At 42.4% G+C, this 18,515-nt stretch carries 18 protein-coding genes, 1 tRNA gene and 1 pseudogene; 8 read left to right on the forward strand and 12 right to left on the reverse strand.

Translation table 11 applies throughout. The features are described from left to right. The first annotated feature begins 14 nt into the window (after nt 1-14). Nucleotides 15-1,763 (forward strand): NAD+ synthase, encoded by a 1,749-nt coding sequence (locus FIS9605_RS0112300; RefSeq protein ID WP_026732847.1) that lies wholly within the window; start codon nt 15-17, stop codon nt 1,761-1,763. A 305-nt stretch (nt 1,764-2,068) separates the two neighbouring features. After that, the gene (locus tag FIS9605_RS0112305) at nt 2,069-2,299 is read left to right on the forward strand and encodes a photosystem II protein, Psb35-related (protein ID WP_035139551.1); all 231 of its coding nucleotides are present in this window, start codon (nt 2,069-2,071) and stop codon (nt 2,297-2,299) included. A gap of 263 nt (nt 2,300-2,562) precedes the next feature. Here the strand turns inward: FIS9605_RS0112305 and FIS9605_RS36935 are convergent, their stop codons facing one another. From FIS9605_RS36935 to FIS9605_RS0112320, 3 genes are all read right to left on the reverse strand, one after another. Then, nucleotides 2,563-2,838 carry a pyridoxamine 5'-phosphate oxidase family protein gene (locus tag FIS9605_RS36935; protein ID WP_231510307.1) on the reverse strand — a complete coding sequence of 92 codons (276 nt, stop codon included), beginning with the start codon at nt 2,836-2,838 and terminating at the stop codon, nt 2,563-2,565. Nucleotides 2,839-2,856: 18 nt separating this feature from the next. Then, nucleotides 2,857-4,446 carry a glycoside hydrolase family 57 protein gene (locus FIS9605_RS0112315; protein WP_026732849.1) on the reverse strand — a complete coding sequence of 530 codons (1,590 nt, stop codon included), beginning with the start codon at nt 4,444-4,446 and terminating at the stop codon, nt 2,857-2,859. 495 nt (nt 4,447-4,941) lie between these two features. Then, on the reverse strand, nt 4,942-5,139 hold the full coding sequence (locus tag FIS9605_RS0112320) for a hypothetical protein (RefSeq protein ID WP_026732850.1): 198 nt from the start codon (nt 5,137-5,139) through the stop codon (nt 4,942-4,944). Nucleotides 5,140-5,259: 120 nt separating this feature from the next. Here FIS9605_RS0112320 and FIS9605_RS0112325 point away from each other — a divergent pair, with 120 nt between their 5' ends. Next, on the forward strand, nt 5,260-5,640 hold the full coding sequence (locus tag FIS9605_RS0112325; protein ID WP_026732851.1) for a hypothetical protein: 381 nt from the start codon (nt 5,260-5,262) through the stop codon (nt 5,638-5,640). Between the two features lie 355 nt (nt 5,641-5,995). Here FIS9605_RS0112325 and FIS9605_RS0112335 read toward each other — a convergent pair. The 8 genes from FIS9605_RS0112335 to FIS9605_RS0112375 form a co-directional block, all read right to left on the reverse strand. After that, a tRNA-Ser gene (locus tag FIS9605_RS0112335) sits at nt 5,996-6,080 on the reverse strand. Between the two features lie 302 nt (nt 6,081-6,382). Then, nucleotides 6,383-6,889 (reverse strand): HugZ family pyridoxamine 5'-phosphate oxidase, encoded by a 507-nt coding sequence (locus tag FIS9605_RS0112345; RefSeq protein ID WP_026732852.1) that lies wholly within the window; start codon nt 6,887-6,889, stop codon nt 6,383-6,385. Nucleotides 6,890-6,949: 60 nt separating this feature from the next. Then, nucleotides 6,950-7,573, reverse strand: coding sequence for a response regulator transcription factor (locus FIS9605_RS0112350; RefSeq protein WP_026732853.1), 624 nt, complete (start codon nt 7,571-7,573; stop codon nt 6,950-6,952). Beyond that, nucleotides 7,570-8,139, reverse strand: a complete 570-nt coding sequence (locus tag FIS9605_RS0112355) for a S1C family serine protease (RefSeq protein WP_026732854.1) — start codon at nt 8,137-8,139, stop codon at nt 7,570-7,572. The genes FIS9605_RS0112350 and FIS9605_RS0112355 overlap by 4 nt, the downstream gene beginning before the upstream one ends. 105 nt (nt 8,140-8,244) lie before the next feature. Continuing rightward, the gene (locus FIS9605_RS0112360; RefSeq protein ID WP_026732855.1) at nt 8,245-9,153 is read right to left on the reverse strand and encodes a S1C family serine protease; all 909 of its coding nucleotides are present in this window, start codon (nt 9,151-9,153) and stop codon (nt 8,245-8,247) included. A gap of 245 nt (nt 9,154-9,398) precedes the next feature. Then, on the reverse strand, nt 9,399-9,893 hold the full coding sequence (locus FIS9605_RS0112365) for an exopolysaccharide biosynthesis protein (protein ID WP_442854700.1): 495 nt from the start codon (nt 9,891-9,893) through the stop codon (nt 9,399-9,401). Nucleotides 9,894-10,110: 217 nt separating this feature from the next. Beyond that, entirely contained in the window at nt 10,111-10,545 is a 435-nt protein-coding gene (locus FIS9605_RS45170) for an exopolysaccharide biosynthesis protein (protein ID WP_026732857.1), read from the reverse strand. Further along, nucleotides 10,542-10,721 (reverse strand): hypothetical protein, encoded by a 180-nt coding sequence (locus tag FIS9605_RS0112375; RefSeq protein WP_026732858.1) that lies wholly within the window; start codon nt 10,719-10,721, stop codon nt 10,542-10,544. Before FIS9605_RS0112375 ends, FIS9605_RS45170 begins: the two co-directional genes overlap by 4 nt. A 113-nt stretch (nt 10,722-10,834) precedes the next feature. Here FIS9605_RS0112375 and FIS9605_RS0112380 point away from each other — a divergent pair, with 113 nt between their 5' ends. The 5 genes and pseudogenes from FIS9605_RS0112380 to FIS9605_RS0112400 all read left to right on the forward strand — a co-directional run bounded on the left by FIS9605_RS0112380 (nt 10,835) and on the right by FIS9605_RS0112400 (nt 14,444). Continuing rightward, nucleotides 10,835-11,251, forward strand: a complete 417-nt coding sequence (locus tag FIS9605_RS0112380; protein ID WP_231510309.1) for a phospholipase D-like domain-containing protein — start codon at nt 10,835-10,837, stop codon at nt 11,249-11,251. Nucleotides 11,252-11,360: 109 nt separating this feature from the next. Continuing rightward, a pseudogene (locus FIS9605_RS36945) lies at nt 11,361-11,669 on the forward strand (DUF1016 N-terminal domain-containing protein); the annotation flags it as partial. 95 nt (nt 11,670-11,764) lie between these two features. After that, complete coding sequence (locus FIS9605_RS0112390) at nt 11,765-12,112, forward strand: hypothetical protein (protein WP_026732861.1); 348 nt, start codon at nt 11,765-11,767, stop codon at nt 12,110-12,112. Nucleotides 12,113-12,605: 493 nt separating this feature from the next. Next, entirely contained in the window at nt 12,606-13,379 is a 774-nt protein-coding gene (locus FIS9605_RS0112395) for an ABC transporter permease (protein ID WP_026732862.1), read from the forward strand. A 171-nt stretch (nt 13,380-13,550) separates the two neighbouring features. After that, nucleotides 13,551-14,444 (forward strand): ABC transporter ATP-binding protein, encoded by an 894-nt coding sequence (locus tag FIS9605_RS0112400; RefSeq protein ID WP_026732863.1) that lies wholly within the window; start codon nt 13,551-13,553, stop codon nt 14,442-14,444. Nucleotides 14,445-14,536: 92 nt separating this feature from the next. Here the strand turns inward: FIS9605_RS0112400 and FIS9605_RS36950 are convergent, their stop codons facing one another. Next, entirely contained in the window at nt 14,537-18,283 is a 3,747-nt protein-coding gene (locus FIS9605_RS36950; RefSeq protein WP_035139554.1) for a substrate-binding domain-containing protein, read from the reverse strand. Between the last annotated feature and the right edge of the window lie 232 nt (nt 18,284-18,515).

An 18,515-nucleotide genomic window follows, 5' to 3' on the forward strand; every position in this document is an offset into this window, starting at 1 on the left:
GACAAATGACTATTATGAAAATTGCGATCGCTCAACTTAATCCTACCATTGGTGATTTGCCAAAAAACGCCCAAAAAATTCTTGAGGCAGCACAACAAGCAGTAGTACAAGGTGCGCGTTTGTTGCTGACACCGGAGTTGTCTTTGTGTGGCTATCCTCCACGGGATTTATTGTTAAATCCCAGTTTTGTTGAGGCAATGGGCATTACTTTGCAACAATTAGCCAGAGATTTACCACCTAATCTAGCAGTATTGGTAGGAACCGTAGAAGAGAATTTCAAAGCCCATTCTACTGGTGGTAAAACTTTATTTAATAGCATCGCTTGGTTAGAAGCAGGCAAAGTACAGCAAATTTTTCACAAGCGACTTTTGCCTACTTATGATGTCTTTGACGAACATCGCTATTTTGAACCAGGTTTGCAAGCCAATTACTTTACCCTAGATGATATTCATATTGGCGTTACTGTTTGCGAAGATTTGTGGAACGATGAAGAATTTTGGGGTAGACGCAGTTATACCGCCAACCCGATTGCGGACTTAGCAATTTTAGGTGTCGATTTTATTGTCAATTTGTCAGCTTCACCTTACACCGTCACCAAACAGCGGTTCCGCGAAACCATGCTAAGTCACAGTGCAGTGCGTTTTCGCCAACCGATTATTTATGCTAACCAAGTGGGTGGCAATGACGATTTGATTTTTGATGGCAGAAGTTTTGCCTTAAACCGTCAGGGTGAAGTTATCTGTCGTGGACTTGATTTTGAAACCGACTTGCTAGTAGTCGAATTTGACGAAGAGGCGCGGGATTTACAATTGGGTTCCGTCGCACCCAACTACGAGTGTGAAGAAGAAGAAATTTGGCAAGCTTTGGTTTTGGGTGTACGAGATTATGTTTGCAAGTGCGGCTTTACTAAAGTCATTCTCGGTTTAAGTGGTGGGGTTGATTCCTCACTCGTCGCAGCGATCGCCACAGCAGCCCTTGGTAAAGAAAATGTCCTCGGTGTCTTGATGCCTTCTCCCCACAGTTCTGAGCATTCTATCACTGATGCATTGGCTTTGGTAGAAAATCTTGGTATCAAAACGACTACCTTGCCAATAGGGGATTTAATGCAAGAATATGACAAAACCCTAGCCGATTTGTTTGCGGGTACACAATTTGGACTGGCAGAGGAAAATATTCAATCCCGAATTCGGGGTAACTTACTGATGGCGATCTCTAATAAATTTGGTTATCTTCTGCTGTCTACTGGCAACAAGTCAGAAATGGCGGTTGGTTACTGTACACTCTACGGCGATATGAACGGCGGTTTAGCAGTTATAGCCGATGTTCCTAAAACCCGCGTTTATGCACTGTGTCGCTGGTTAAATCGCGATCGCGAAATCATTCCCCAAAACGTCCTTACCAAAGCACCCAGCGCCGAACTCAAACCCGGTCAGGTTGACCAAGATTCTCTGCCTCCATACGATATTTTGGATGACATCTTGCAACGCCTCATTCAAAATCACCAATCACCCGCCCAAATAGTTGCTGTCGGACACGATCCAGTTGTTGTAGACAGAGTAATTCAGATGGTGGCACGTGCGGAATTTAAACGGCGACAAGCACCTCCAGGATTGAAAATCACCGATCGCGCTTTTGGTACTGGTTGGCGCATGCCTATTGCCAGCAATTGGCTTGCTGTTAAAAATACTTACCAGGCAAGAAATATCCCTACGCCTTCCTTGGCACGCTGGGACGGGCGAGATGCCCATCCCAGGATTAAGTAGCGAAATGTTTGTAAAAGGCTACTGGGTACTGGGGATTGGGAGAAGATTCTTCTCATCTCCGTACTTAGTCCCTAATCCCTAGTACAGCACGGCGGAAATACTAAATCAACGAAAAGCCTAGATAATAAGCTTTTTGACTTTTGAATGCGTGAATGCGTGACTTCCGCGCAGCGGTACTAGCCCTTTGAATTTTTAAGTGCGGAATACCCTACCCCTTTGATCGGCATGCACACCATGACTTGTTTACAAGCTTTTGTTACGTTTATTTACATAAAGCAACAAAAGTTAAACAAAGGACTGGCAATATGATGAGTATCTTGATTGGATTATTTGTTGTTGGTTGGGTAGCGGCTTCTGTATTAGGTTCTCTGGCTTATTTCTTGGGAGAGCAGAGAAAGCCTATCCACGAGCGTAACTGGCGTTCCGAGTCTTTTGAAAAATTGGCTAAGTCCATCACTGGCAAGGAAACAGACTATAGCGATCGCACTCCTGCTTATGGGATGGATGCCTATGCCAGCAACACACTACCTAGCTAGAGTAATGGGGGGTGTTACGCTGTTGCGAACGCATCACCCCCACCAAAATTTCTATAGAACTAGCCCCCAAATTAAACCCGGTTTCTCAGACAGAGAAACCGGATTTTTTCATTTTATGGGCGTTATTCTTTCCCAGTCACTAATCACTAATCACTAGTCCCCAGTCCCTTTTACGGCTTACTTCAATTCCAGCTTTTCATGCTGGCTGACATCAGCAGGTTTGCCAGTCACAGCTCCCTTCACCAAACTGATGGTGTTTGCGACTATGCTTGAGGGTGAATCGAATCCCAATATTCTGCTTTTTCCACACTGACTTTAAGTAAGGCGATATCGGGTTCGTCTATTCCTTTAGGAAACCAAGCTTTGAGTTGTGGTTGCCATAGTTCCTCTAGTTTTTGGCGATCGCGTACCAATTCTGCGGTACCACACAAAGAGACGTAGCGCTGTTTATCTGGTGCAGCGTAGCTAACGTTAACGTGATGGTTGCGATTAATTTCAACTGCACGCAGATAAACATAAATAGTGTTACCTGCGTGCATCTGTGGTTTTATTTTTAATTACAACGGACGGTAGACGCGGTAATTGATATTAGGAAATACATTGTCCATAAATTCGACTTTTTCTAACCAACCACTATCGATTTTGCCGATATTAATATCTTCGTAGAGCTTATTAAAACGCATCAAGTGCGATCGCGTCCGTCTGACTGCATAGGGTACCATCGTTCCCGTCCGCATAATAAACGCCCAGTCAGAAGATTGTGCTAAAAGCAACTCTCGCGCTGCTTGGTTAAGCGCTTTCCACTCCAGTTCATCGACTGCTTCTCTTTTAGAGAGTTCAATCATGCGTTCGGCAGCTTTATGCAAATGTGGGTAAATCCACGCATTTGTGTCGTTTAACCAATACTCATGGAAACCTTTGAAACCCCAACTAGACTGAGAGGGACGGCAAACCTGCTGAGTCGGATATGCGCGTAAATAATCAGCCAAGTGAGTCATTTGATATGTTTGTTGGTCATACCAGGACTTGCGGAACAGGTAATCAATAAACCAAGGCCCCTCATACCACCAGTGTCCAAATAATTCTGCATCGTAGGGCGAAACCACAATTGGTGGACGCTGCATTATACCGTAGAGATGCCCAACTTGCTGCTCGCGATTATACATAAAATTAGCAGAATGTTCAGCAGCTTTTTCCCTTGCCCAGTAGGGATCGTAGAGTGCTTTATCTCCTAGACCTAAGCCACGACCAGTAATTTTATGATATTTAATACCAGTATTTTTTCGCTGACCGTTGGGCATAATGTAGGGCTTGATATACTCATATTCAGCTTCCCAGCCCAAGTCTTTGTAAAACTCTCGGTATTCCGGCGCACCAGGATAACCTACTTCCGAAGACCACACCTGTTGAGAAGATTCATGATCGCGTCCAAAAGCAGCTACACCAGTTTCTGTAAAAATAGGGGCATAAGTGCCAAAGCGTGGACGAGGACGAGCATAGAGGATACCATGTCCATCAATGAGAAAGTAGCGTAATCCAACATCTGCCAGCATCCGCTCTAAACCTTCATAGTAGGCACATTCTGGCAACCAAATACCCCTAGGAGGACAACCAAAATTTTCCTCGTAGTGTTCATATGCTACCTTCAACTGTGCCCACACTGCTTGCGGATACATTTTCATGAGTGGTAAGTAACCGTGAGTAGCACCGCATGTAATGATTTCGAGGTTATTTGTGTCTTGGAACTGCTTAAAAGCTGTCACCAAGTCACCTTTGTAGCGTTCCCAGATTTGTCGCGTGGCGTTAAATTCACTAGCGTAATGTTCGGCTAGATATTTGATATGACCATGATGAGAATTATGCTCAATTTCAAGCTCTGCAAGTTCTTCCAGCTTTGCTAAATGAGCATCGTAGCGCTCTTGCAGCAGAGGATCGCGCAGCATTGACACTAGCGGTGGTGTCATGCTCATCGTGATTTTAAAGTCAATCCCGTCTCGCTTTAACCCTTCAAAAACTCGTAATAAAGGTATGTAAGTTTCTGTAATGGCTTCATAAAGCCATTCTTCCTCCAACACATAGTCACTTTCTGGGTGACGGACGAAGGGGAGATGTGCGTGCAGTACTAGCGCAACGTAGCCAATAGCCATAATGATTCCGGGGTGGTACTAAAAAATATATCGAAGGATGGGGATTTGGCAGAAGTTAACAATATTTTAAGACTTTCTGGGGATCGTAACAGGCTTTAGCCAACACTTTACAGTGGCTAATACTCCACACTAGGAAAGGGAAAAAGGCAAAAGGTAGAACAAGCCAGTCTTTTCATCTATTTTTTGTCAACGGTATTTTGTCTTTTGCAAAGCAAAAAGCTAGATTTGCAGGAAAAAGACTAAGGTAGAAAAGGTGAAAAGTGTTTGTCCTTTTCTTCTACTTCTATTCCCGCAAGAAGTTTGTTGTTAGCTTATCTTGTTATTGGTCTCCTGAAACATAAGGACATTATTAAAAGTGAAAAAGCAAATTGCTTTTTTTTCTTGCCGAGCAGTAATTTATTTCATCCCCTTTTTCTGATGTTTTCGGCTATTAAAGCAAATAATCGAGGCTGGCGATCGCACCCTTGGCCAACGGCGCACAATACCCGAAGCGCTCTACTTATCCTGTTTATCCTCATCAAGTGCCTTTTGGATTGCTTGCCTACAGAATTCAGCAGGGTTATCTTTTGCTTTTACCTTATCTTTCATTGACTTAGGCATTTTGATAGTCATACTTTCAGTCAATGGTTCCTCTTTGTCAGTTTTATATCCGTAATTTTTAATATTAGGATTACCGCGATTGTCTTTTGCCACTTCACACTAATTAATATACCTGGACTAATTGGTGTACCTATTGAATAATATTTAATTGGTAGCTATGTCATCCGCCAAGAGTCTATAGCTACCAGTCCCAACTAACAATGAGACAACTATATGATGACACGCAAAGAACTAGAAGCGCTATCGCTTGAAGACTTACGCGCTATAGCTTCTCACTATGGAGTGCAACCATTAGCTAGCTGCGGTAAATCTGAAGCTTGGATTACAGTACTAACTAGCTTTCCTTATCGTGCTATTGACCAGATGAGAGAGGGTATCGGCTTACATTCACCAGGAATTGAAATCTACAAGCACATCACAGTAGCACTTGACATGATGGGAGAACCTACAGAAAGTCAGATGGGACTGCTTAGGTTAACTAAGGAGGAGGAATACTTTGAGGATGAACAGCTTAGGTTTTATCAGGACAAAATGTACAAGCTATACAGGGTAAAAATATTGTTGCATGAAGCGATAAAGATTATAGCTAGCTAATACCAAGTTGTGGTCAGATATAGCAATTCGTGCCCTCTCCCCCTCCCCTGTCCCAAATAGGGAGAGGGCGGGGTGAGGGAAGTACTATCTTTGACTGCAACCTAGTATAAGCTTGCCCGATCGCATTATTTAACCCTCCATATCTCATAGTAAAAATCGTCAGACATGGTGTCTGACGATTTTAGACATAAGATACAGCTAGACGGTAGATAGGTAAAAATGCTTGAGAAAAATGATTAATAAAATTGATTGAAAAAGCTACTTCAACCATTTCAACCATTTCAACCATTTCAACCATTTGTTTAACCAAGTCGTGTTGACTAAAAAAGCTAAAAGTCTTATGTAGCAAGGTAAACGGAGAGGGGGGGATTCGAACCCCCGTTAGGTTGCCCTAAAACGCATTTCGAGTGCGCCGCATTCAACCACTCTGCCACCTCTCCAGGTGATGGAGATACACAGTATACTCCAAAATTATATTAAATAGCATTCTTTTCCAGCGTAGCACGATATGAAGATAAGTCTATATCTGGCGATCGCAATAGACTGATATTTTCATAAAGTTGTCAGGGAATTATAAATACGGCCTAGCACCAATGCAAATTAAGCAATACTGTTGAAGTGAGAGAGCCAGAGGCTCTTGATTCTCGTTACCAGGTTGAACCTGGTAACGAGGGTGAGGGTGGTAGGCTTGCCTGTGAGCACCTGCAACTGCTGCAAGATGTGAATCAAGGCAATCAAAATCTCAATTTTTTTTCTCACTATTTCCAGGAGTAGGTTTTAACTTGTTGAGATTATCGCCGCTAATAGAGTAGGCTGCACCAAAACCAATCACAAAACGCCCTTGTTGAGGAGTGAGTTTAAAAATGCGAAAATCAAGTAAACTGCTTAATACTTCGATAATTTCACCAAAACGAGCATGAAATTGATTAACGATTTCCTGCCATGTATCAGTTTCGCGCTCTATCAAGGTTGCCGTACAATCAAAAGTTAAACGACGACGGGCAAAAATTTGTTCTGTTTTAGCTTCATCTTCAATCAACATCACACTGGCATGAGGATTAACAGAAAGGTTTTGAGTGTGAGTTGAAAGACCGCTGACATAAATATAGATGTTTTTTGATTCATCCATTACAAAAGGAGCATAGCTAGCATCGGGTATTCCTTGATTGCTAGCCGTGCTGATAATTGCACTTTGGAATTTTTGAATAAAAACTTCGTACTCTGCTTGGGCTTTTTCGATATTGTTCATGTTATTTGTTGGTTGTTGGTGTTGGTTGGAATAATACCAAACAACTAACAACCAACAACATTACAACATAATCAAACCTAGCCGCACACCAACAGTTACAGCCTCAGTACGTGTTGAGACACCCAGTTTTTGAAAGATAGAAGAGACGTGAAATTTAACAGTATGCTCAGAGATTTGCAAGCGTTTGGCGATCGCCTTATTACTTAGCCCAGAACCAAGCATGTCTAAAACCTCGATTTCTCGGGGTGTCAATGCTTGCACTGGGTTAAGCAAGGCTGGATTTGATGCACTTAACTCTGGCAGATTCAGCAAATATTCAACAGCATCGGGGTGCAAAACTACTAATCCAGAAGCTACCGCCTCAACAGTGGCAATAATTTCGGACTCTGTGCAGACATTCAATAATACACCTCGTACACCAGCACGCAGCGCCGCTTCTAAGTCAATACTCTTACTTTCATCAACAATAACGATGATTGCAGTTGGGTATTGCTGCTTCCACTCTATATCTTGAGGATGACCGCTTAAATCAAGCAGCACCACATCAGGTTGTAATTGGGTAATTTCCGTAGAATCTAACTCTGAAGCACTGCCCACTACAACTAGCCTGGGATCGCTTGTTAGTACAGCAAATAATCCTGCCCGTATTACAGAGGAAGCAGCAACAACCAGCACGCGAATCATGTCAACCCCAACTGCGAACGACTGGGATCGCCCAGAAACTGCTTTACACTCGAAATGGGAATTGCTACAGCCAAACCATAAGCAATCATGGTGTTAATACCCATAACTCGACCGAGACAGTCGGCAAGCGGGCCCCCGGAATTACCAGGATATAGGCGAATATCAGCCATTAGCGCACGTTGATTATGAGTGTGGACTATCCCGGTTGTGACAGCACCTGTATCAGCAAAAGGATTACCCACTGCCAAGACTAATTCACCTACTCGCAATACATCATAGTTGCCTATACTTGCAGTTGGTAAATCCGTAGCGGCAATTTTCAGGGCGGCTAAATCTCGCTGTGGATCAAAATGCGTGCGTACAGCATCAAAGACTCTACCATCTGCAAGTTCGACGGTTATTTTTTTACTAATAGCGACGTGAGCATTAGTGATAATTAATCCGTCAGATTGCCAAATCACACCAGAACCGCCTCCCCAAGAACCGCTACGCACTTTGACAGTAATATCTCGCAGTTTTTGAGCCACTATTGCCAATTCAGCAGCGATGTTAGTAAATGTAGTCATTAGTCAAGAGTCAAGAGTAATTAATTATTAGTTATTAGTTAGTAGTTAGTGGTTAGTGGTTAGTGGTTAGTAGTTATTTCTCTCCATCTCCCCATCCCCCACTCCTTATTCCTTGGTGGGTCGTTCGCCGACTGCGATCGCTAACTCAACTAAAGCGCCACCCCGCACAACCTGCGCTTTGACGGTTTTGCCAACGCGATCGCCACTATTTAATAGCGCCAACACATCACCCGTATCGCTGACAGGAACGTCATCTAAAGACACCAACACATCCCCAAGCAAAACACCTGCATTTTCAGCCGGGCCATTTGCTTCTACATTGACTACGATCACTCCAGTAGCAGAAGTTAAATTGAGTGCCGCTTTCAGATTTTTGGGTAAGCGTACGGGTTGCATTCCTACACCCAAATAGCCTCTGGTAATGCGTCCTTTTGCAAGTAATTGGTCAAGCACCCGATTTATCGTCGCAGCAGGGATAGTCAATGCAGTACCACGCCGACCGGATGTATTCATGCCTACCACGGAACCAGCAGCGTCTACAAGGGGGCTACCAAAAAAGCCAGGATAAAGTGTAATATCTGGGCGAATAAACTGGTCAATATTACCGCCGCTCATACTCCGCCAAGCACCACGAATCACACTTACTGCACCCATCGCGGCCATTAAATTACCATCGTTTCCTCTGGCGATCGCAACTACCAAATGACCTACCTTTAAGGAAGTTGCATCGCCAATTTTCGCAACTGGTAATTCTACATTTTGTAGATTAAGAACAGCTACATCCGTGCTAGGGTCACGACCTAGTATATTGGCTGATACTGTACTACCATCTGGCAAAGTGACGATAATATCCTCAGAGCGCCCAAGATTTTCATCAGAAGTAACAATGATACCAGAGCGCCAGTGGATACCGCTTGTGGACATACGAGTGTGAGAGTCAATAGAAACAACAGTAGTTCCAACCTGCTCTACGATATCGCCCAAATTCTGGGAAAGCGCCATTAATGAGGACATAGAATTTCTCCGAAGGTTTGTTAGTGGTTAGTGGTTAGTAGTTAGTAGTTAGTGGTTGTTGGGAAAAGTAATCAAACAACTACCAACTATCAACAAAGAACAAATCTAAACCACCAACCAATCTCATAGTGGCGTTTTATCTGCACAGATAACATCGGAAAAATGGGGAGAATTCATCCTAGACAAATGGCTAGGCAAGTAAAGGATATGATTTATGGGAACGCCACAAATAGCCTTTACTAAAGTTAACTAAATATTCTGTTAAATTGCTTTTGAATACCCACAAACGCCAGGGAAAAGAAGGCATATATTGCACTCGCCATAATTGCTACAACTGCACAAGCAGCCAAAACCGCTAAAACTATCACCACTCCATCTTGCTCAATCATGCCCAAACAAAGAGCAACTATAACAATGGCAGGTGGAAGATTACCAAAGGGAATTGGTAGTGCAATGATAATAGCAAGGATAAAAAAAATTAATGCGATAAAGCGTTGTGCTAGAGGTGAAGCGACTAATTTCCAGCGCGGACGAATTATACGCTCAAATCTTTCTAAAATCAGCAAAATTTTATGAATCAGCTTCTCAAAATCCTTGCGTTTTAACGAGCGATTAGCTATCCAACTAGGTAAAAAGGGCTTGGAGAAACCCAAGAGTAACTGTCCTGAAACTATGATTAAAGGAATACCGATAATGGCAGAAACTCCAGCTACTAGCGTGACCGGGCTAATTTGATGCAATATGATTTTCTTGTGGGATAGGCGTCTCGCCTGTCCGATGCGGGCAAGATGCCCGCACCACAAAAATTTATTGCACTATTTTAAGACGGTCACGCCACTACTAGCGTGACCGGGCTAATTTGATGCAATATGATTTTCTTGTGGGATAGGCGTCTCGCCTGTCCGATGCGGGCAAGATGCCCGCACCACAAAAATTTATTGCACTATTTTAAGACGGTCACGCCACTACAGGCAGTGGTAAAGCTTCTGGTAATGCACAAATAAGTAAGACTGGAGCAAAAGAGCGATCGCCCAAAGCATTAACAAAATCTTTGAGGTAAATACGCTCTCCAGAATGCTGTTCTAAGAAATTCCGCAGTAATTTGGATGTTTGTAATTCTTTCGATAAACCTTTGGGCATATGGGATGATACTAAGTTGCAGTCAAAAATAGTACTTCCCTCACCCCGCCTGCCGGCACCCCTCTCCCAATTTGGGAGAGGGGAAGGGGAGAGGGCACGAATTGCTATTGCTATGTCTGAACGTAACTTGCTATGAAGTAGATATGCTCCGTAACTTAGTTTGCAATCGGTATAATTAATTTCAACAACTGAAGAAAAAGTGGGCGATCGCGTGATGGCTATATCTAAACGGAAGATACATCTTGCTGTCATGGCGAGTGAGTATCGGCATCATTACCGCTAAAAATTGTTTGCAACAGATTCCTGATGAAAAATAAAAAAGTTGCAACTACCAACAGCAGCATTAAGCCTGCCAAAGCAGCAAAGGGGTATAAAATTAACAGCAGTAAAAATACAAGCAAGAAGGTAGTTACTAGTGTATTTTTCATTTTTTTAGCTCATTTAGAGTTTATATTTTAAATTTCAACAATCTACTAGTAAGGTCTACCACATCCAAAGAAGGAATTGTTTATCTTGCTTTGGTCGTAACAATCAGTATCAGTTGGAGTTAACTAATAATAGTGCGATCGTGCGCTTTAAAAAACGGATGGCTGTCGAATTTCGCAAGCAGTTAACTATTGGTGCGCCTACGAATCAAAATGAAGCAGGGTTGCGGCGGTTAAGTCATCAGCTAAAAACGAAGAAACTAATTATTAAACTGTTTCTGCGTCACCCCCTCCACGCCAAGTTATATCTTGTGCATCGCAATGACCCCAATACTCCGACTGTGGGATTCTTAGGTAGTAGTAACTTGACTTTGCCGGGACTGGCGAAACAAGGGGAATTGAATGTTGATATTTTAGATCACGATGCTTGCAACAAACTGCAAAAATGGTTTGATGACCGTTGGAGAGATTACGGTTGTGTAGATATTTCCAAAGAACTAGCAGAAATTATTGATGAGAGTTGGGCAAGGTAAGAATTAATCCCGCCTTACCACATCTACCTGAAGATTGCTTATCATTTGTCTGGTGAGGCGATCGCCGGACTTTCAGAATTTCGCATTCCCCGTGAATTTAACAATTTATTTGATTTCCAAATACTGGGATATTGGGAAGTTAATTATCACCCGTCAACAAGGCGAAACTTGGGGAAAATCAGTAGTCAAAAACCTTTCTTATGACTTGCAAGCTGAATTTCCTGGTATTCAACGTTTTTCCAGTGCCAATCTTTGGCGGATGAAGCTATTTTATGAGAATTATGCTGATAATGAAAAACTCGCACCAATGGTGCGAGAAATTGGTTGGACTCATAATCTGGTAATTATGGAGAAGTGTAAAGATGAACTAGAACGAGAATTTTATATCCGCATGACGGGGAAGTTTGGCTGGACGAAATATGACATTACTTTATTCATTACAGCAATCTTTAATTCATTTGTGGTAGATTCAGAAATTGCCGAAGAATCACAGCACACTGTGATATGCACTTCATGTATGCACTTAGAATACCATCTTTAACAGAAGGCGATCGCTATTTCTCCGACATCGTACAACGCGCCGCCAAACTCATCTGCACTACTCCAGAATTTGACGAACTGGCTATAGAGACGTTAAATTTAACGTTTCTACAATGTGGCATTACCGAGGAAAGCGATCGCGCTAAACTCCGCGCCGAACTCGACGGAATGATAGCGCATCTCTACAACTTAACGGAAGCAGAATTTGCTTACATCCTCAGCACCTTCCCCATTGTTCCCGAACAAGTTAAACAGGATGTATTAGCAGCTTATCGCACCTTTACCCCACAACAGAAAGACGCAGAAATAACCGCATTATAGCGGTACTTGCATTCAAAATTTCAAACACAGCATTTAGAAAAAATAGAAATAAATTTTTCGGCGTTGCTGATTTGAAGTATGAATTTGATGTTGTCATGCTGAGTGTAGCAATGCGAAACGAAGCATCTATCGAGATTCTTCGCTCCACAAAGTTCCGCTCAGAATGACAATTCATACCTTGATTCAGCAACGCCAATTTTTCCATCTAACCAGTAATTTTTATCCAAATGCGACGTTATGGGAATGCTTGCGACCTACACCCCATCATGTATCTAGGTATCAGCCGCAAGACAGATAAAGTGATTAACATAACTTAACATTTGTGTTAACTTTAAGATATCTTGTTGAAAAACCGTTAGTTTTGACTAAGTAAACCGAGAGTTATCTAGCGTTCCTGTTAAAACACTAATACTTAAAGTTGATGTGTGATAAAAAACAGGGCTTACTCGGTTGAATGGCAGTGTTGATTAACTACCGTTGCAACTGAATAAAGATGAAATTTTGGCGTGAAACGATTGCTGTCACTCAGCGTATTTTAATTGAATTATTACGGCGAAAACGCAGCCTGATTCTTTGGACTATTTTCCCTGTTTCTGTACTGTTGATCAACGGGTTTATTTTATCAGAGAGCCTGAAACTATCAACAGAGCGAGGTTTTGAATATGCTGCTCCTTCAACATTGGTGGGAGCAGCGCTGTTTTTTAGTTGTTTGGGTGGCAGTGTTGCCACTGTGGTATCAGAAAGAGAACAACAAACCCTCAAGCGCTTGTTTATTTCTCCTTTAAGTGGTACATCCTATTTTCTAGGAATTTTTTTAGCTCATAGCTGCATTGGCTTTGGGCAGACATTACTTATTTATACTATTGCTGCATTTTGGGGTGCGACATTTAAGGGTTCTATGTTTTTGGGCACAATCATTATTTTCATGAGCATTGTTGCTTACGTTGGTTTAGGGTTTATTTTAGGTACACAACTGGCTCGTCGTACTGAAGATGTTAACTCTCTAGTTGCTGCTTTTGGAGTCCCTTTGTTAATTTTAGGCGGAGCTTTTTTTCCTACTACTTTTTTACCTGAATCACTACTTGATATTGCCAAAATCAATCCTATTTATCACATGAATGAAGCACTTGTGGCAGTATCTTTCCAGGGGAACAACATAAAAGATATTACGTCTCATTTTCAGTTTTTATCAGGGTTCGCTTTCACAATGTTTCTGGGTGGTTGGTTATCTTATCGAAGAATGTTGATAATAGAAAGAAAACTTTAAAATTCCTCGCCCACAAGGGGCGAGGAATTTGGTAATAGGTAATGGGAAATAAAACTAACAATTATCAATCACTCGTGCTCTATATTTATCTCCACCATCAAACTGGATTTTTGCAATAAGTTGATGATTTGGTGCGGTTAAATGTAAGTTCAGCTAAATAATATAAAAAATATGCTGCATATAGAAAATCTGAATAAGTCTTTTGGTAATAGAAAAGTTCTTCAGAATTTAACACTGCACGTTGAGCCTGGAGAAGTTTATGGTTTACTGGGTGCAAATGGGGCGGGAAAAACTACAACAATAAATATTATTTGTAACTTGTTACAAGGTGATAGCGGTATAGTAAAAATTAATCATCAACCAGTTTCAGAAGCAACAAAAAAAATAATTGGTATTGCACCACAGGAAAATTTGTTATATAAAAGTTTATCTTGTGAAGAAAATATCAAGTTTTTTGCCAAAATTTACGGTTTGGATCGGATAAAACGACGGCAGCGGATCAAAGCTACCCTAGAGGCTGTAAATTTATTAGATAGGGCTAAATGTCCAGTAGAAACACTGAGCGGTGGGATGCAACGGCGGTTGAATATAGCGGTTGCTTTGGTACATCAGCCGAAATTAGTGATTTTGGATGAACCGACTACAGGCTTGGACATTGAGGCACGATATGAAATTTGGGAGTTGATCAAACAACTGAAAAATCAGGGAATTACAATTTTACTAACTACTCACTTATTAGATGAAGCAGAGCGTTTGTGTAGCAGAATTGGTATTTTAAAAAATGGTCGAATTCTCGCTGAAGGTAGTATAGAAGAATTGCGTACTTGCATTCCGGCCAAAGAAATTATCGTGGTGCAGACTCAAGAAGAGGAAAAAGCGATCGCACTAGCTATTGAATATGGTTTTACACCTCGGCGTTATGGTAATGATTTGGCTTTTTGGTTAACGGAACACTTAGAATTAAAGGATATTATCGCACGCTTTGATGGCATTGCCATTGATTCAATTTCACGGCAACCTGTTAGGTTAGAGCATATTTATCTAGAGTTGACACAAAAATGTTAGTGGTTAGTGGTTAGTGGTTGTTATAAACTACTAACTACTAACTACCTACTAACTACTAACTACTAACTACTAGCCAACACACAACAATTCTGTTACTGGCTGTTAGAATCTTTTTCTGGAGTGTCTTGAGAAAAGTGCATGCGAATGGTTTTAGCCTGTTTGCTATCAGCAGCAATAGCAGTCATCACATAGTTAATCAAATTTTCTGTAAAGGGAATACGCAAATGGAAAGTACCATCAGGTTTGAGTTTAATAGAATGATTGCCAACGGTTACGGTTGAACCTGGTTCAGTTGCTCCGTGAATAATTAGCTCAGCATCAGCTACAAACCAGAAATCTTTATCGGGACGGTTGAAAACGCGAGCAATTTCTGAGCGTGCTATTAACAACCAATGACTATCTTCTGTGGTGTAGCCAATTTCTGCCATGTAGTTGCGATCGCCTGCTGGAATCGCTACATAGCGATCGTTTGTTGTCTCTTCGCATTCATACTGCTGCACAAGTACGGGAGTTTGATAACTCAGATCAATGTCGGTGACATCATACATTCGTAACGCAAATTGAGAACCACCTTGTTGTCGCAGCGCCTTCTTAGCAGCATCAGACACTTTCCAATAAACATAAGCCCATTTGGGAGTGCGTGGTAAAAGAACAATACTGTTCTCAGCATTTACATCTTTTGATTCAACAGCTGCTGTGGATGCTATGGATGCAGCTTCGTCTACATTATGAGCCTGCAAATGATTTGAGTTATTATTTTCTCCTATGCCATAAATGTCAGCCCACGATCCAATTGTTACTGAGTCTGCTGGTGGAGTTAGCTGTTCTGAAGGCTGAGAGATGTTTGCAGTATTATCTACTTCTGTAATATTAACAGTTGGTTCTGCTGCATCTGCTACCATATCTAATAAATCTTCGGAAATTTCAGGTAGTTCTGGAGCAGTTCCTGCATCATATATAACAGCAGGGATATCGTGTTGTTGTGCTGTTGGTGCTGGCTCTGGAGTTGTATCTTCCCAAACATCCGGTAGTGGAGGATATGAAGTATTGACAACTGTTACTGGCGCTTCCAAATCCAAAGCCTCTTCAGAAACAGTAGGCGATCGCTCGGAAACTGTATCTGTTTCAGGAATAGATGGTGTCTGTGGTGACGAAATTTCAGTCACGTCTTGTTGTTCATGGGAAGCAAAATCGGTGACTTCATCCACTGGCAGCACTTCTAAATCAGGTAGTTGAGGAGCTGTGTTTGTTTCATGAATAGATGGTGCTTGTGGTGGCGAAATTTCGGTTGCATCCTGTTGTGCAGAAGTCGAATCAGTAACTTCCACCACTGGGGGCAATTCTACATTTGGTAGTTGGAAAATTGTATCTTCCTCATGAATCGCTCGTGTTTGTGGTAGCGAAATTTCGGTTGCATCTTGTTGTGCAGAAGTCGAATCAGTAACTTCCACCACTGGTGGCAATTCTACATTTGGTAGTTGGAAAACAGTATCTTCCTCATGAATCGCTCGTGTTTGTGGTAGCGAAATTTCGGTTGCATCCTGTTGTGCAGAAGTCGAATCAGTAACTTCCACCACTGGTGGCAATTCTATATTTGGTGGTTGGAAAATTGTATCTTCCTCATGAACTGTTCGTGCCTGCGGTGGCTGAATTTCGGTTGCATCTTGTTGTGCAGAAGTCGAATCAGTAACTTCCACCACTGGTGGCAATTCTATATTTGGTGGTTGGAAAATTGTATCTTCCTCATGAACTGTTCGTGCCTGCGGTGGCTGAATTTCGGTTGCATCCTGTTGTGCAGAAGTCGAATCAGTAACTTCCACCACTGGTGGCAATTCTATATTTGGTGGTTGGAAAATTGTATCTTCCTCATGAATCGTTCGTGCCTGCGGTGGCTGAATTTCAGTAGCGTCTAGTTGTTCGGAAGCAAAAGCAATAACATCAGCTACTGGCATTTCTGCATCAGATTCAACTGCCGAAACACTGCGTTGTTTGGGGATCTCAGTTGTTTCCTCTCTCAACGAATCTTCTGGTTTGGATGCTATTTGAGGAGTATTTGGTTGTTGTACTGTTGGTGTTTGTTCTTGGGCTATATCTGCCCAAAAATCCATAGTTAATAAATCAGAAGTTGCCATCTCAGCTGTCGGTGCTTTCATTTGGGCAACATCGCTGAGTGGTGTTGCTGAACTTTTGTCAGACAACTGCTCACTTGTGATTTGGGTGGTTTCTTGCACTCCTGGTTGCACATTAGATGAGGCTTGATTAATTTCTGACAGTGGAGGATATGAAGTTTTGACAACTGCCACCGGTGCTTCTAAATCTACTCCATTGGCATCATCAAATGGCGATCGCACTTGAGATGGAGAATTTAGTTCAGATACCGCTGGTTGTACGTTTTTGGTTTCATCTGTAGCTACGGTTTCTGGGTTTTTCTCTGACCATTTTGATACTAGTGTACCTCCCGTTGCTAGAGCGGCAGCACCGCTTCCTATGCTAGCAGCGACGGTGGGAGTAAGATTTGCAGCTAAATTCTGACTGGGTAGGGTGTTATTTACCTCTGGTGTCAGATCGGATGTTGTCTGAGTGGTTGCACCGATATTAGGAATCTCCGGTGATGCCGTTTCTGGTGATGGGAGAGTCGGATCTGATTCCGGTGCTGCCTTTGTTTCCCCTTTTTGAGGTGGGCGTTTTCTTCGCAATAACCATAATAATGAGCCACATGCAGCCAAAATAGCAAAGAAAAACACCAACCACCCAACTTTTTGAGATTGGGCAGTTTGATTGTTACCAGCAGGAGCCGCTAAGGTGGAGTTATCAGAAGCAGTATTTGCTTGGCTGGTTGTAGCGTCGCTTTCACTTGACAAAAATGGCGAGACACTAGCATTAGGTGAGGCAGTAGCATTGCTGTCCGTAGCAATCTGCGATTCTCCTCCCTTTACCGCAGTTGCGATCGCTTCCGCCTCAGCACTTCTTGCTTCCTCCATAGCCTGCTGTCCGGGTGAGTTAGTCGCAAAGCCCAGAAAACTAGCCACTGCTGGACTGGGATTTTTCTTGTAAACGTATACTAAAGGCTGAGAGAAGGGATATTTAGGATCGTCTGGTAAGGTTTGATGTACCTTGAGAACTCGCACACCTTCGAGTTTCGATATCTGACTGGCTAAAACGTAGCCAATACCATCCTTGCCTAGTTGTTTGACAACTTCGGCGGTGCTGTCTTCGATCAGTTGAGTAGCAGTTGAGCCTGTGGCAAACTTCACATTCTCGAAAGCTGGGTAGCTGCGAAAAGAATCTCGAATGTCGCTGGTTGGTGGGCGATCGATCACCCGAATCTTACCCGCAGTTCCACCTACTTGCGACCAATCTGTAATTTCGCCCCGGAAAATCCGGGCAAATTGTCGATTAGTCAAGTTCCCCTTGAAGGGATTATCTTCACTAACTATAATTGCAATCTTTTCTCGCCGCAAACGCACTTGTTCCAAACCTTGTGCTTTTTCCTCCGGCGTCAGACCGCGACCAATTGCTGCTATGTCAATTTTTCCTTCTTGCAAGGCTTGCAGTGCTGTATATTGACCGTTGGCGGCAACTTCCACTGTAGTACCGGAGAACTGTTGCTCGAATCGCTGTTTCAGGGTTTGGTTAATCGTACTCATGGTACTTGAACCATCGATCCGCACAGTAGTGCCACTCGACACTGTTTGCGGTAGTGGAAAAGTTGGAACCTCGGTAGATTGCGCCAGTGCCGAGTCTGACTCCACAAGAGTGGCTGCCATTGGGGTTGTTGCTAATGTCAGCAATAATGCCAGACCGACTATCGAATTATCTTTTTTTTCTTTTTGCCACATATGCCCTCTTATTAAGCTAGAGGAATTTGGGTAGAGTAAACAGAAAATAAATCTGTCCCGATCGCTATTTGTTTTCTGGAGGAAACGCGCTAATTATACATCTGTGTTATCTTTTTCTTAAGTTGGGGCAAGCACTAGTGTTTATTTATACTTAAGTATCTTAGCTTGTTTGGCTCGCGTTAATCTCATTTGATATTGTTTAAAGTATGTAATATTACAATCTTTATTATTT

The organism is Fischerella sp. PCC 9605 (assembly GCF_000517105.1).
Classification (GTDB): domain Bacteria; phylum Cyanobacteriota; class Cyanobacteriia; order Cyanobacteriales; family Nostocaceae; genus PCC9605.

What these genes read in the sequence shown, in the direction of transcription:
- FIS9605_RS0112390 (WP_026732861.1), top strand. Translation starts at nt 11,765, where the DNA reads ATGTATGCACTTAGAATACCATCTTTAACAGAAGGCGATCGCTATTTC.
- FIS9605_RS0112345 (WP_026732852.1), bottom strand. Translation starts at nt 6,889, where the DNA reads ATGAACAATATCGAAAAAGCCCAAGCAGAGTACGAAGTTTTTATTCAA.
- FIS9605_RS0112300 (WP_026732847.1), top strand. Translation starts at nt 15, where the DNA reads ATGAAAATTGCGATCGCTCAACTTAATCCTACCATTGGTGATTTGCCA.
- FIS9605_RS0112400 (WP_026732863.1), top strand. Translation starts at nt 13,551, where the DNA reads ATGCTGCATATAGAAAATCTGAATAAGTCTTTTGGTAATAGAAAAGTT.
- FIS9605_RS36935 (WP_231510307.1), bottom strand. Translation starts at nt 2,838, where the DNA reads ATGCACGCAGGTAACACTATTTATGTTTATCTGCGTGCAGTTGAAATT.
- FIS9605_RS45170 (WP_026732857.1), bottom strand. Translation starts at nt 10,545, where the DNA reads ATGACAGCAAGATGTATCTTCCGTTTAGATATAGCCATCACGCGATCG.
- FIS9605_RS0112350 (WP_026732853.1), bottom strand. Translation starts at nt 7,573, where the DNA reads ATGATTCGCGTGCTGGTTGTTGCTGCTTCCTCTGTAATACGGGCAGGA.
- FIS9605_RS0112355 (WP_026732854.1), bottom strand. Translation starts at nt 8,139, where the DNA reads ATGACTACATTTACTAACATCGCTGCTGAATTGGCAATAGTGGCTCAA.
- FIS9605_RS36950 (WP_035139554.1), bottom strand. Translation starts at nt 18,283, where the DNA reads ATGTGGCAAAAAGAAAAAAAAGATAATTCGATAGTCGGTCTGGCATTA.
- FIS9605_RS0112375 (WP_026732858.1), bottom strand. Translation starts at nt 10,721, where the DNA reads ATGAAAAATACACTAGTAACTACCTTCTTGCTTGTATTTTTACTGCTG.
- FIS9605_RS0112325 (WP_026732851.1), top strand. Translation starts at nt 5,260, where the DNA reads ATGATGACACGCAAAGAACTAGAAGCGCTATCGCTTGAAGACTTACGC.
- FIS9605_RS0112395 (WP_026732862.1), top strand. Translation starts at nt 12,606, where the DNA reads ATGAAATTTTGGCGTGAAACGATTGCTGTCACTCAGCGTATTTTAATT.
- FIS9605_RS0112315 (WP_026732849.1), bottom strand. Translation starts at nt 4,446, where the DNA reads ATGGCTATTGGCTACGTTGCGCTAGTACTGCACGCACATCTCCCCTTC.
- FIS9605_RS0112360 (WP_026732855.1), bottom strand. Translation starts at nt 9,153, where the DNA reads ATGTCCTCATTAATGGCGCTTTCCCAGAATTTGGGCGATATCGTAGAG.
- FIS9605_RS0112305 (WP_035139551.1), top strand. Translation starts at nt 2,069, where the DNA reads ATGATGAGTATCTTGATTGGATTATTTGTTGTTGGTTGGGTAGCGGCT.